Source organism: Enterobacteriaceae bacterium Kacie_13 (genome assembly GCA_013457415.1).
In the GTDB taxonomy this organism is placed as follows: Bacteria; Pseudomonadota; Gammaproteobacteria; order Enterobacterales; family Enterobacteriaceae; genus Rahnella.
This window is the reverse complement of the sequence record CP045665.1, coordinates 631,622-645,810: the sequence shown is the minus strand read 5'-3', so window position 1 is coordinate 645,810 and position 14,189 is coordinate 631,622. Positions and strand designations below refer to the sequence as shown.

The following is a 14,189-nucleotide window of genomic DNA, read 5'->3' as shown; positions in this document are numbered from 1 at the left end:
AAAGTTCAGATGAAAACATTATTTAGCTCGTGGTTTGTACAAGGCATGGTCAAAGCGACCACCGATATGTGGCTCAAAGGCTGGGATGAACGCAACGGCGGAAACGTCAGCATGCGTCTGTTGCCGGAAGACGTGGCGCCTTACAAAAATGATTTTTCTGCCCAGCCGCGCCGCGTTGAACTGACGCAGCACGCGCCGGATCTGGCAAACGAATATTTTATCGTCACCGGCTCCGGTAAGTTCTTCCGCAACGTGCAGCTCGCCCCTTCCGAAGCCCTGACCGTGATCCAGCTCGATGATAAAGGCGCCAGCTACAACATCCTGTGGGGGCTGACCGCAGGCGGTTTACCGACGTCGGAACTGGCGTCGCACCTGCAATCTCACGCGGTGCGTAAACGTGTCACTCAGGGCCAGGATCGCGTCATCATGCACTGCCACGCTACCAACCTGATCGCGCTAACCTACGTGCTGGAACTCGACAGCGCCAAAATCACCCGCAAGCTGTGGGAATGCAGCACCGAATGTCTGGTGGTGTTCCCGGACGGCGTCGGTATCGTACCGTGGATGGTGCCGGGCACCGACGGCATCGGCGCGGCGACCTCTGATCAGATGCAGCATCACAGTCTGGTGCTGTGGGCGTTCCACGGCATCTTCGGCTGCGGCCCGACGCTTGACGATGCCTTTGGCCTGATCGATACCGCCGAAAAATCTGCGGAGATTCTGGTGAAGGTGATTTCTATGGGCGGCATGAAACAAACCATCCAGACCGACGAACTGATTGCCCTCGGCAAACGTTTTGAGGTCACGCCTTTCGAGGCGGCATTAAAAGCCTGATCCGGCGGATGCTGCTTCGGAAAATATAAATCCTGCACGGGGAACAGAGGATGTTCCCCGTCGCAAGAACGGGCAAAGACCCGCGAGCAGCGCCACACAGAACATCCGTTCTATTTACTCACAGAGGGATTTTTATGAGTTTTATGTTGGCACTTCCTAAAATCAGCCTTCACGGCCAGGGCGCAATCGACGATACGGTGGCGATGCTGGCGACCCAAGATCACGGCAAAGCGCTGATCGTCACTGACGGTCAGTTAGTCGAACTCGGTTTGCTCGATGGCTTATTCTCTGCACTCAAAAATGCCGGATTACCTTACGCGCTCTACGGCGGCGTCGTTCCCAACCCAACCTCAGAAATTGTCGATGAAGGCTTCCGCCTGTTTCGCGAAAATCACTGTGATTACCTGATCGCCTTTGGCGGCGGCAGCCCAATTGATACCGCGAAAGGCATCAAAATTCTTACCGCTAATCCTGGGCCGGTCACGCGCTATTCCGGCGTCGGCAAAGTCAGCAAACCGGGCGTCTTTCTGGTGGCGATCAATACCACCGCTGGGACAGCCGCCGAGCTCACCAGCAATGCGGTGATTATCGACACCCAGCGTCAGGTGAAAGAAGTCATCATCGACGCCAGTCTGATCCCGGATATCGCGGTGGACGATCCGTCGATTATGCTCAAGATCCCGGCTGACGTGACAGCCGCAACAGGTATGGATGCGTTAACGCATGCCATCGAAGCGTATGTCTCTGTCGGCGCCCATCCGCTGACCGATCCGACGGCGCTGGCGGCGATTTCGACCATTACGCAATGGCTACCGAAAGCGGTTGATCACGGTGATGACATCGAAGCACGCGAAAAAATGGCGCAGGGTCAATATCTGGCGGGCATGGCATTCAACAGCGCCGGTCTGGGATTAGTTCACGCGATGGCGCATCAGCCAGGCGCGACGCACAATTTACCGCACGGCGTCTGTAATGCCATTTTGCTGCCGGTTGTGGAAGAGTTTAACCGCGCCTCTGCACCGCATCGTTTTGCCGATATTGCCCGCGTAATGGGCGTGCATACGCAAAGTATCAGCGAAACGCAGGCCAGCATCGCGGCGCTCGAGGCTATCCGTGCATTATCGAAACGCGTGGGGATCCCTTGTGGTTTCAGGGAGCTGGGCATTGTGGAAGCGGATATCGAAAACTGGCTCGATAAAGCGCTGGCCGACCCGTGTCTGCCGTGCAATCCGAGAACACCAACGCGGGAAGAAGTACGTGAGCTATATTTGAAAGCGATGTGATTTATTTAGCTCCTCCCCCTGCCAGGGGGAGGAGTTGTCCAACCAGGAGCAAATATGATCCGTAAATCCTTTGTTATGCAGATCAACCCGAATGCGCATGCTGAATACCAGCGTCGGCATTCGCCTATCTGGCCTGAACTGGCGGAAACCCTGAAAGCCCACGGCGCGCATCATTACAGTATTTTTCTCGATGAAAAACGTAATCTGCTGTTTGGTTATGTCGAAATAGAATCAGAAGAAAGATGGGATGCAGTGGCGAAAACGGATATCTGCCAGCAGTGGTGGAAGCATATGGCAGACGTGATGCCTGCCAATGCCGATAACAGCCCAATAAGCAGCGATCTTAAACCGGTCTTTTACCTCGATTAACGCTGCGATTGGCCCCTTTTCCCTGCGCGGCCGGTTTTTTTCCCGTGCGTGACTCCCCAGCTTTACCTTTTCCCGTTCCCGGATTCTGCGCTTTGGACGCCGTAAAGCGCGTGGCCGCAGGCCGTGCGATCCCCGAACGCGGCGGGGCAAAGCGCGGATCAAAACCGTCCGGCGGCACCAGACAATCCGGGCGAACGCCGATCAGACGGCGCATTCCCATCGCCGTCAGCGCTTCGCGGATCACCGGCCAGTTCACCGGATCGTGATAACGCAGCAGCGCCTTGTGCAACCGGCGCTGACGATCGCCCTTCGGCACCACCACATCTTCGCTTTTGTAATCCACTTTATTGAGCGGATTTTTGCCGCTGTAATACATGGTGGTCGCGCTGGCGAGCGGAGACGGATAGAAGTTCTGTACCTGATCCAGACGGAAGCGGTTCTGTTTCAGCCACAGCGCCAGATTGATCATATCTTCGGTGCGCGTGCCCGGATGCGCCGAAATAAAATACGGGATCAGGTACTGCTCTTTACCCGCCTGTTTCGAATAGCTGTCGAACAGCTCTTTGAAGCGGTAGTAGCTGCCCATGCCCGGTTTCATCATCTTCGACAGCGGCCCGGTTTCAGTATGCTCCGGCGCGATCTTCAGATATCCGCCTACGTGATGTTCAGCCAGCTCTTTGATATATCGCGGATCCTCCACCGCCAGATCGTAACGTACGCCCGATGCGATCAGGATTTTCTTGATGCCTTTCAGGCTGCGGGTACGGCGATAAAGATTGATGGTCGGCTCATGGTTGGTGTCCATGTGCGTACAAATTTCAGGATACACACAGGAGGCGCGGCGGCAGCTTTGCTCGGCTTTCGGCGACTGGCAGCGCAGCATATACATGTTGGCGGTCGGCCCGCCGAGATCGGAAATCACACCGGTAAATCCCGGCACATTGTCGCGGATCTCTTCAATTTCACGGACGATCGACTCTTCGGACCGGCTCTGAATGATCCGCCCTTCGTGCTCGGTGATCGAGCAGAACGAACAACCGCCGTAGCAGCCGCGCATGATATTGATCGAAAAACGGATCATGTCATAAGCCGGAATGGTCGCCTTGCCGTAAGACGGATGTGGCACGCGCTGAAACGGCAGCGCAAACACATCGTCCATCTCTTCGGTGGATAAAGGGATCGCCGGCGGGTTGATCCACACATAACGATCGCCGTGTTTTTGCATCAATGCCCGTGCACAGCCCGGATTAGTTTCGTGATGCAGAATGCGCGAGGTGTGCGCGTAGAGCACTTTGTCGGCCTTCACTTTTTCAAATGACGGCAGCAGTACGTAAGTTTTCTCCCATGGCTTCGGTTTCGGCGCACGCACGGTCACCGGCTGAGGCGCGTCCGGTGCGGGCAATTCACCCTCCGAACACGGCAAATCTTCACCGTAAGGATTCATGATAGGTTCGATGCGGCCCGGTTTATCCAGCCGCGTGGAATCCACCCCGCTCCAGCCAACCAGCGCCGTTTTACGCATCACGGCGGTATTACGCACGTCGTGAATATCGGTAATGGCTTCGCCTGCCGCCAGACGGTGCGCGACTTCCACCAGCGGGCGCTCGCCGTTGCCGTAAATCAGCATGTCGGCTTTGGAATCCACTAACACCGAGCGGCGGACGGTATCTGACCAGTAATCGTAATGTGCTATGCGGCGCAGACTGGCTTCGATACCGCCAAGCAGCACCGGCACATCGCTGAACGCCTCTTTGCAGCGCTGCGTATAAACCAGCGTGGCGCGATCCGGCCGCTTACCGCCGACGTTGTCTGGCGTATAGGCATCGTCGTGGCGCAATTTGCGGTCAGCAGTGTAGCGGTTGATCATCGAATCCATGTTTCCTGCGGTCACGCCGTAGAACAAATTCGGTTTCCCCAGACGCATGAAATCGTCTTTGCTGCTCCAGTCCGGCTGCGCGATGATCCCCACGCGAAAACCCTGTGCTTCCAGCATGCGGCCAACGATCGCCATCCCGAAACTCGGATGATCGACGTACGCATCGCCGGTCACCACGATCACGTCACAACTGTCCCAGCCGAGCTGATCCATCTCCTCCCGACTCATCGGGAAAAACGGCGCAGTACCGAAGCATTCGGCCCAGTAACGCGGGTAAGAAAACAGGGTGCGATCGGGTTGGATCAGGCTGATTGGCATAAAAGGTCTTCGTTCGGCGGCAAATAATTGGCCGCAAATTATACGGGTATGGCCTCAGTGGTGGGCGAGCAAATGACCTAAAACTGTTTTAGATCAATTCTGCGACATGTACAAAAAAGGCCTGCCGGTTTCCCCGCAGGCCTTTTGTTTTATTACCAAAGCACTGTCACGCGGACACTATTTTTTCGCCAGTGCCTCGAAGACTTTTTCGACCGCCACGGCGCCCGGATCTTTCACGCCTTTCAGACTGTCACTGCTGAGGTATGACGAACGTCCGGCATTGGCTTTCTTCATGCTGGCCGTGTCTTTCGCGCCTTTGGCCGCTGCTTTGGCCGCACTTTTCAGGGCATCTTTTTTGCCCAGCGCTTCCAGAGCCGGTTGCAGCGCGTCGATCATCGTGCGATCGCCGAGAACTGCACCACCGTAATGTTTCATGCGCTCAAGGCCAAACAGCAACGCTTTCGGCAGTTTTTCACCTTCTTCGAATTTCTTACCGGCGGCGGTAAAGAAGATCGACATCAGCACGCCGCTCGATCCTCCCATCACTACCGCAAGACGATCGCCGACCACGCCCAGAAGATCCGCAACGTTGTTCAGCGGCAGTTTTTTGGCTTTGTTCTGTTTCTGAATATCGCGCGCGCCGGTGGCAAAGGTCGAACCGGTGTCGCCGTCGCCGACTTTAGCATCGAGTTTGTTCAGCTCATCTTCCAGATCGGAAAGTGTCTGGGTAATGGTCTCGACAATTTTACTCACTTGCGCATTAGAAGAGGCTTTGGCAGTTTTCTTCTCGCTGATTTTCTTGCCTTTCTTCGTCGCCAGTTTTTCCAGTTTGACCAGCGGCTGCCAGCCGGACACTTCGACCTCTGCCAGCAACGCTTCTTCAATACCGCCTTTGAGCGCAATCACCGACAGCGAGAAACCTTTCATATCCAGCGCACTGACCAGCGATGCGGGACCTATCAGATAACGAATCGAACCGCCCAGCGCCGAATGCACCACTTCTTTGGTCAGTTGGCTCATCTCCAGCGGAGATACGCCCCCGAGGTTGTTGATCAGCACCGCCAGTTTATCGGATTTCTTCACATGTGCCTGAAGCTTTTCAACCAGCGTATCCACCACTTTTTTGCTGTTCTGGGTTTTCATCTTCGAGACGCCCGGCTCGCCGTGAATACCCAGACCCAGCTCGACGTGGCCTGATTCGATACGCTGTTCTTCTTCATCTTCACCGCCGCCCGGCAGGCTGCAACCGGCCATCGCTACGCCCATGCTGGCCGTGGCATCAATCGCCTGCTGCGCGATTTTGGTGACATCTTTCAGGGATTTCCCCTGCTCGGCGGCATAGCCGGCAATTTTGTGCACCAGCACCGTACCAGCGATACCGCGCGGCTGTTTGTTGTCCGGCAGGGAGATGTCGTCGGAAACCATCACCAGTTCGACGTCGTACCCCATACCTTTGGCTTTCTCCGCCGCCAGCCCGAAGTTCAGACGGTCACCGGTGTAGTTTTTGACGATTAGCAGACAGCCAGCTTTGCCAGTCACCGCCACAATCGCGTTCAGCACCGCATCGACGCTCGGCGAGGCAAACACTTCGCCGCAGACCGCGGCGGTGAGCATTCCTTTGCCGACGAATCCAACGTGCGCTGGTTCATGGCCCGAACCGCCGCCGGAGATCAACGCGACCTTTTTCTTATCCCAGTCGCGGCGCACCACAACACGGATAGCAGGATCGACGTCCAGCTTCGCCAGATTTTTGTAAGGAGAGGTCAGGATCACCCCTTCGATAACATCGTTAATCAGAGTCTTGCGGTCATTCATGAAAAATTTAGACATGCCGGACGTTTCCTTTTAACTGTTTTCCAGGTGTTTTGAGGGACTACATAAATTTTTTGATAACCAAAACATAGCACAGGAGAAAAATCGGGAAGGAGACGAGAAAGGCGGTTTCCCGCCTTTTCGGAAATGAAGAGGAAAGAATCAGTTACAGGCGAGGACTTTAATTGCCAGGCCACCTGTAGAGGTTTCGCGATACTTGGAGTTCATATCCTTGCCGGTTTCATACATGGTTTCGATGACTTTATCGAGGCACACGCGCGGTTCGCTGGTGCGGCGCAGTGCCATGCGCGAGGCGTTCACCGCTTTCACGGCAGAGATAGCATTGCGTTCGATGCACGGCACCTGAACCTGTCCGGCCAGCGGATCACAGGTCAGCCCGAGGTGATGTTCCATGGCGATTTCTGCTGCCATAAACACCTGCGCGGTGCTGCCGCCCAGCAGTTCGGTCAGGCCCGCCGCCGCCATCGAACAGGCGACGCCGACTTCGCCCTGACAACCGACTTCTGCGCCGGAAATCGAGGCGTTCATTTTAAACAAAATGCCGACCGCGCCGGAGGCGAGGAAGAAGCGGCTGTATGAATCAGGGCTTATCGGGCGGATAAACTGATCGTAGTAGGTCAGCACCGCAGGAATAATCCCGCATGCGCCGTTGGTGGGTGCGGTAACCACGCGGCCACCCGCGGCATTTTCTTCGTTCACTGCCATCGCGTACATGTTGATCCAGTCCACGACGCCCATCGGATCGACGTTGTTTTTATCCTGCGTCACCAGAATGCGGCGCAGCGCGGCGGCGCGGCGGTTGATTTTCATCGGTCCGGGCAGCAACCCTTCGGTGTGAATGCCGCGCGTAATGCCTTCGCTCATCACGTTCCAGATTGCCGCAAAGTGATCGCTGATTTCTGCACGGGAATGGCTCGCCAGTTCGTTTTGCAGCATCAGCGCCGAGAGCGAGAGGCCGGTATCAATGCAATGTTTTTGCAAATCACTGGCAGACTGGAACGGGTACGGGCGAACTACCGGATTTTCATCCTGAAGGCCGAATTTACTGGCTTCGACGATAAAGCCGCCGCCAATGGAATAATAGGTTTGCGTGTACAGCAGTTCTTCGCCGTTAAAAGCGCTGATAGACATGCCGTTTTCGTGCAGCGGCAGATTGCTGCTATGGAAATTCATGCCTGAACCGGCCGGGAAATCCACCTCTTTTGCGCCCTTGCCAAGCATCAGACGCCCGGTAGTTTCTACCTGACGGATAAACGCCGGGATCGCATCGATATCAACGTCATCCGGCATATTGCCGGCCAGCCCCATGATGATGGCCAGATCGGTATGGTGACCTTTACCGGTCAACGATAAAGACCCGTAAACGTCTACCACCACGCGGGTGGTCTGAGCGAGATGACCTAAAGAAATAAGTTCATCAGTAAATATTTTCCCGGCTTTCATCGGGCCAACAGTATGCGAACTGGAAGGACCAATACCAATTTTGAAAATATCGAAGACGCTGATCACGGTGGACTCCATGTCTGAATAGGATGACGGGAAAGAATAAGAAACAGGTAGCAGAAAGCAGTGAGCGAATTATTTTCGCTCACTGTATTAATATACTTTATTAATTAACCGATCAGGCTGAATACAATCGCTGACATAGCAATCAGACCCATAATTACCACGAAGACATTACTGATGTGGCCGCTGTATTTTTTCATCGCCGGTACTTTGCGAATGGCATACATAGGCATCAGGAATAATAACATCGCAATAATCGGACCACCGAGGGTTTCAATCATACCCAGAATACTTGGATTCAGAGTAGCAACCGCCCAGGCCGTTACTAACATGAAGATACCGGTATAACGGTTCAGCTTAGGTAATGGAATAGTTTTCCCTTTGCTGCGCAGTGATTTAATCACCATGCCGTTGAAACCTTCACGCGCGCCAAGATAATGACCGAGGAAAGATTTCGTAATCGCAATGAAAGCAATAAACGGTGCGATATATTCAATTACCGGGTTAGAGAAATGGTTAGCTAAATAAGACAGAATAGAAACGTTCTGCGCTTTGGCTTCCATCAGGTCCGCCGGAGACAGGCTCAGGACGCAGCTGAAGACGAAGAACATCACCGTCAGCACCATCATGATGTGGCTAAATGCCAGAATGCGTGAGCATTTTTTCTCAGCGTCTTCGCCGTACTCTTTGCGTTTCGCGACCGCGAAAGAAGAGATAATTGGCGAGTGGTTGAAGGAGAAAACCATCACCGGAATAACCAGCCACAGGGTCATCAGCATGCCGTGCCCGACGCCGTTACCGGACAGGGAGACATTTTCGAAGACCGTTGTGTTCCAGTTTGGGATCAGGTACAGCGCCAGCGCCATTAATACGGCAACGAACGGGAAGACCAAAATACTCATCGCTTTGACGATCAGATCCTGACCGAAATGCACCAGCGTCATTAAGCCTAACAACAGCACCAGAGAAAGAATGGCGCGAGGTGGCGCAGTCATATGCATCTGGTGAGTAATAAAGCTCTCAACGGTGTTAGTAATTGCGACGCTATACACCAGAAGAATCGGATAAATGGCGAAAAAATAAAGCAGCGTAATTAACTTACCGGCGGAAATACCAAAATGCTCTTCTACGACTTCAGTAATATCTTCACCGGCATTTTTACCTGATAAAACAAATCGGGTTAATCCACGGTGAGCAAAAAACGTCATTGGGAATGCGAGGATTGACATAATAATTAACGGAATCAACCCGCCAATACCGGCATTAATAGGTAAGAAAAGAACACCAGCACCAATTGCTGTTCCGTACAGGCCTAACATCCACATGGTATCAGTTTTACGCCAGGAACTTACTGACTGTTTAGACAGCGTTCCGATTGTTGTGTTATCCATAATCCCTCATTACTTAATTATAAAATATTTCGTTTCCCCAGAATGGTTGATGTTTTTTTCACTGCACCCGTCATCATAAAAACCATCCTGACGGATAAAACATACCATTAATGCGGGCATGATACCTATCCGCAGCATAAAAATCTGGGTAACCGCCTGAGATTGAGATCATGGTCACGAATATCCTAAAATAGCCGCTTAATATTCCTTTAAATTCCAATCCATTAACATTTTCACTAATTTAATTTCATGAAAAAGAGAGACCGGTAACATTATTCTTTCGTAATAAATTGTTATCCCCGTGATTATTATTTAATTAACGGTTGAAATACAAACAGGTTGGTTTTTTTATCCACTTCCGCACCCACATTTATTGCTCAATAAACCAACAGCATGGGCTCTTATTACATTAATACTTCTTCAGTGTCCCGCACACAGCCTGAATCCGTGTCAACAAAACGCCACAATCCTGTACTGCGGCAAGGGGAAAAATTTTTTACTGACGCTTTCAGAACTATTGCCGATAAAGTTATTCTTACACCGGTGAAACAATTTCAAACGGATGAAACGCAGAGCGTGCCAATGGGAAAAGCCCGACATTCTTTTTGCCTGTCAGTGAAGACGCACACCCGCTCATTATTCCGGGCTGCGTACGGCTTTGCCATGCTTGCGCTTTTGCTGGTAGCACCTCTGACCCAAAGTGCCGCGCAAACTAACGATGATGCGTCGCTGAGTGCAAGCGTTGCTCAGACCGTCAACGGCATCCTCAGCTATTCCCGCTGGCCGACCGGTGAAGCCACTTCCACCGCGCTACGGCTGTGTATCATCCCGCCAGTGAAATATGCTGCGCAGCTCACGCCCGATGGTAGTGCTTTCTCGGGCAGACCGCTCAACGTGATGACTTACCCTTTCGACAGCCCGATGCTGGCGACGCAGTGTGATGCCATTTATTCCGGTTACACCACGCCGGAGCAGCAGGCCGATTTACATCAGCGGCTGGACGGCCATGCGGTGCTGACTATTGGAGAACAGGATGACGCCTGCGCATTGCTCAATGCATTTTGTCTGGTGATCACCGCCCAACACACCGGATTCAAATTAAATCTGGATACGCTGTCACGCAGCGGCGTGCGGGTAAATCCTGCCGTATTACAACTTGCCAGGGAAAAGGAGTGACCATGGAAAATAATATTCCTGTTCCTGACGTTGAACAGCCACGCCAGCGTAAGACGTTAGGCGCAGCGCTGAACCGCATTCATCTGATTGTCATTTTGACGGCAATCGGGCTGGCGGGATTTTTGCTGACGATGCTGGCACTGCTGGCGCTGCGCTCACACGCAGAGAGTAATTTACAGCTTACTGCGCGGGCGATCAGCTATACCACCGAAGCCGCATTGGTGTTCAATGACGCCCCTGCCGCGCACGACTCTCTGGTCTTTATCGCCGACCGTGGCGATTTCGCTCAGGCTAAGATTCTGAGCCCGGCGGGTAACACCTTCGCCGAATGGCAGCGTCCGGTAGCAGGCAACTGGGACAAACTCGGGCAATTCGTCGGCCATCTCGCCTTCCCCGATCCGGTCACGCTGCCGGTGATCCACTCCGGTTCGGTGATAGGCACCGTCTGGCTTACAGGTAACGGCACCAGCCTGCTCGGCTTCCTGCTGGAAACGGTGCTCAGCCTGCTTGGCTGTCTTGTGCTGACGGCGCTGGTCGCGCTCTATTTCTCCCGGCGGATGCAGAAAGGCATCGTCGACGCGCTAGGCCATATCACACGCGTGACCCACGAAGTGAGCGCTAACCGTTCGTTCAGCCTGCGCGTGCCTTCCGCGCCGATTGCCGAGCTGCACACGCTCAGTCAGGACTTCAACAGCCTGCTGACCGAGCTGGAAGCCTGGGAAAATCACTTAAAAAACGAGAATGTGTCGCTGACCAAAAAGGCGTTGCACGACGGCCTGACGGGTCTGCATAATCGCGCGTTCTTTATTGATACCCTGAATCAGTGCTTCAATCCGATGCGTCCGCCGCTGTCACTGGCGCTGCTGTTTATTGATGTCGATAACTTTAAAGAGATCAACGACTCACTGGGCCATGCAGCGGGCGACAGGGTGCTGATGGTGATTGGCGAGCGGCTGTCGAAAACCCTGCGTGAAGGCGACGTGCTGGCGCGCCTGGGCGGCGATGAGTTTGCTATTCTGCTCGACCCGATGATCTCAACCGCGGAGTCGGTGGCCTTTGCCGAACGCATTGTCGAAATCATGAAAACGCCGGTGATATTGCTTAACAACAAGACGCTGGATGTTTCACTGAGTATTGGTATCGCGCTGTCGCCTTCGCAGGCAAACAGCGCTAAAGAGTTACTGGAAAAGGCCGATGAGGCTATGTACCGCTCGAAAAAAATATCCGGCAGTTGCTGGCATGTCTCAACCGGTATGCCGCTGACCGTCGTGACGAAAGATTAAAAGGAGTTTTCCCCATGCATCCGTATAAAACGTTTAAAACCTGGTCCCAGTTCGCCGCGATGGGACTGTGCATTTTGCTGCTGGCCGCCTGTCAGACCAAACCCGCCGGACTGACCCCGGAACAGATCGCCGTGCTGCAAAAAAATGGCTTCACCCAGACCGCCTCCGGCTGGGAACTGGGTCTGGATGCGAAAGTGCTGTTCGGGAACAATCAGGCCAAACTGTCTCCTGAAAGTGAACAGACAGTGGAGAAACTGGCGAACGAGCTCATGCACGTTGGCCTGACCAAAGTGAACCTCGACGGCCACACCGATAACTACGGCGACGCCAGCTATAACAACGATCTCTCGCTGCGCCGCGCCAATACCGTGGCCGACGCTTTTGCAAAGGCAGGTATGCCACGCGCCAATATTCACACTCGTGGATTAGGCCAGAGCCAGCCGGTCGCCAGCAATAAAACGCAGGAAGGCCGCGCGCAAAACCGCCGCGTGTCGGTGATTATTGTCGTATAAATCGCGTCGTGTGATGAAGATGGGGTGATAACACGTTTATCACCCCCTTTTATAATAATCCCACCAGATGCAGCGCGGCCTTGCAGTTATCCGTCCGGCGCCAGGCCAGCGCAATTTGCGTCGTCAACGTCTGCCCGGCAATGGGCAGACAGCGCACATTATTCTCATCAATTTTTCCCAAAGACGCAGGTACCAGCGCGTACCCAAATCCCGTCGCCACCATACTCAACGATGACGTAATTTGCGGACACTGCTGACCGTATCGCGGTGAGAACCCGGCCTCTTCGCAGGCATGAGTGACGGCATCGTAGAGCCCAGGCGACAGGTCGCGCGGGAAGGTAATCAGATTGTCATGCCGCAGCGCCGCCAGCCGCACATCTTTCCCCTGACCCAGCGGATGCGTTTTCGGCAGCGCCACCATCATCTCTTCGATATCCATCACTTTAAAGCTGAACGCTTTGCTGCGCTCGCATGGCAGGCGGATGAACGCCACATCGAGCACGCCTTCGCCCAGCGCCGTCATCAGCCCGGCCATGTCCTTTTCCTGCGGCTCCATCACCATGCCCGGATATTTGTCCCGAAAACGGTGCAGCAGTGCAAAAACTTGCGGGTTAAATGCGGTCGAGTTCGCAAAGCCGATGCGCAGCGTGCCGTTCATGCCGCGCGCCACCGCACGGGTACTCTCGAGGGCGGCATCGGTCAGTTTGATGATGTTCAGGGCTTCGTCGTACAGCACTTTTCCGGCTTCGGTCAGTTCGACGCCGCGGGTCAGACGTTTGAGTAAAGGGGTACCAATTTCATGTTCAAGCCGCTGTATTTGCTGGCTAAGAGGAGGCTGGGAGATGCCCAGCTGTTCGGCAGCACGGGTGAAGTGTCCCGTCTCTGCCACCGCAACAAAATAGCGCAGATGACGAAGTTCCATATCAAAAACGTCTCAAAGAGAACACCTCCTCATATTGGAACTCAGGGCGGAATGGCGTCAACCTTTAGTTAGCTAAGTTAACCATTCCACTGCGGAGCTCTGCATGAAAAACCATTCTGATTCCTGTTCCTGCGTCGCCGACATTGCCCGTACTGCCAGGGCGTTTACGCAACAGCATCCTGACCGTGTGCTCTATCAGTCCTCGCTGATGAGCGCCCTGCTGAGCGGCGTGTACGAAGGCGAGACCACGATGGCCGATCTCCTCAAACATGGCGATTTTGGCCTCGGTACCTTTAACCATCTCGACGGCGAGCTGATTGCATTCAACAACAATATTTTCCAGCTGCGCGGCGACGGCAGCGCACGACGTGCCAGCCCCTGTCAAAAAACACCGTTCGCCGTGATGACATTCTTCAATCCCACGAATGAATACCGCATCGAGCGCCCACACAGCCGCGAGCAGATCCACAAGGTAATCGACGACGTGGTTGCCAGCCAGAATTCCTTCTGCGCGCTGCGCATCGACGGGACCTTCAGCCGCGTCGATACACGCACCGTGCCAGAACAGCATCGCCCATATAAACCGATGCTGGAAGCCATTGAAGCCCAGCCGACCTACCACATCGAACACACTCAGGGCGTGCTGATCGGTTTTCTGACTCCGGCATACATGCAGGGCATCAACGTCGCGGGATATCACGAACACTTTATTAATCAGGAACGCAGCAGCGGTGGCCACGTGCTGGATTATCAGGTCGAGAGCGGCACGCTCACTTTCGGCACCGTCGAAAAATTGCTGATCGACTTCCCGCAGGACAGCGATTTTCTGCACGCCAATTTATGCCCGGACGATTTGAACGACGCCATCCAGTCTGTAGAGAGTTAA

Annotated in this window: 12 protein-coding genes; 7 read left to right on the top strand and 5 right to left on the bottom strand. The window is 54.0% G+C overall.

Annotated elements, in window-relative coordinates; translation table 11 throughout:
- The first annotated feature begins 9 nt into the window (after positions 1-9).
- The 3 genes from rhaD (at position 10) to rhaM (ending at position 2,486) form a co-directional block, all read left to right on the top strand.
- Entirely contained in the window at positions 10-834 is an 825-nt protein-coding gene (gene rhaD / locus GE278_02960) for a rhamnulose-1-phosphate aldolase (protein ID QLK59810.1), read from the top strand.
- A 134-nt stretch (positions 835-968) separates the two neighbouring features.
- A complete protein-coding gene (gene fucO / locus GE278_02955) occupies positions 969-2,117 on the top strand; it encodes a lactaldehyde reductase (protein QLK59809.1) in 1,149 nt (382 codons plus the stop codon).
- Positions 2,118-2,171: 54 nt separating this feature from the next.
- Positions 2,172-2,486 carry an L-rhamnose mutarotase gene (rhaM, locus tag GE278_02950; GenBank protein QLK59808.1) on the top strand — a complete coding sequence of 105 codons (315 nt, stop codon included), beginning with the start codon at positions 2,172-2,174 and terminating at the stop codon, positions 2,484-2,486.
- Here rhaM and GE278_02945 read toward each other — a convergent pair.
- From GE278_02945 to GE278_02930, 4 genes are all read right to left on the bottom strand, one after another.
- Entirely contained in the window at positions 2,461-4,680 is a 2,220-nt protein-coding gene (locus tag GE278_02945; GenBank protein QLK59807.1) for a YgiQ family radical SAM protein, read from the bottom strand. The genes rhaM and GE278_02945 overlap by 26 nt on opposite strands.
- Positions 4,681-4,857: 177 nt before the next feature.
- Positions 4,858-6,510, bottom strand: coding sequence for a DAK2 domain-containing protein (locus GE278_02940; protein QLK59806.1), 1,653 nt, complete (start codon positions 6,508-6,510; stop codon positions 4,858-4,860).
- Between the two features lie 144 nt (positions 6,511-6,654).
- Positions 6,655-8,022 (bottom strand): L-serine ammonia-lyase, encoded by a 1,368-nt coding sequence (locus GE278_02935; GenBank protein ID QLK59805.1) that lies wholly within the window; start codon positions 8,020-8,022, stop codon positions 6,655-6,657.
- A 104-nt stretch (positions 8,023-8,126) separates the two neighbouring features.
- Positions 8,127-9,410 (bottom strand): HAAAP family serine/threonine permease, encoded by a 1,284-nt coding sequence (locus tag GE278_02930; protein QLK59804.1) that lies wholly within the window; start codon positions 9,408-9,410, stop codon positions 8,127-8,129.
- Positions 9,411-9,803: 393 nt separating this feature from the next.
- Between GE278_02930 and GE278_02925 the strand changes: the two genes are divergently transcribed.
- From GE278_02925 to GE278_02915, 3 genes are read left to right on the top strand one after another with little or no spacing between them, the layout of a single operon-like run.
- Positions 9,804-10,586 (top strand): DUF4154 domain-containing protein, encoded by a 783-nt coding sequence (locus tag GE278_02925; GenBank protein QLK59803.1) that lies wholly within the window; start codon positions 9,804-9,806, stop codon positions 10,584-10,586.
- A 2-nt stretch (positions 10,587-10,588) separates the two neighbouring features.
- Complete coding sequence (locus tag GE278_02920) at positions 10,589-11,869, top strand: diguanylate cyclase (protein QLK59802.1); 1,281 nt, start codon at positions 10,589-10,591, stop codon at positions 11,867-11,869.
- 14 nt (positions 11,870-11,883) lie between these two features.
- Positions 11,884-12,381 (top strand): OmpA family protein, encoded by a 498-nt coding sequence (locus tag GE278_02915; GenBank protein QLK59801.1) that lies wholly within the window; start codon positions 11,884-11,886, stop codon positions 12,379-12,381.
- 49 nt (positions 12,382-12,430) lie between these two features.
- On the opposite strand, the gene GE278_02910 is transcribed toward GE278_02915, so the two are convergent.
- Positions 12,431-13,303, bottom strand: a complete 873-nt coding sequence (locus GE278_02910; GenBank protein ID QLK59800.1) for a LysR family transcriptional regulator — start codon at positions 13,301-13,303, stop codon at positions 12,431-12,433.
- Positions 13,304-13,406: 103 nt separating this feature from the next.
- Here GE278_02910 and budA point away from each other — a divergent pair, with 103 nt between their 5' ends.
- A complete protein-coding gene (gene budA, locus GE278_02905; GenBank protein ID QLK59799.1) occupies positions 13,407-14,189 on the top strand; it encodes an acetolactate decarboxylase in 783 nt (260 codons plus the stop codon).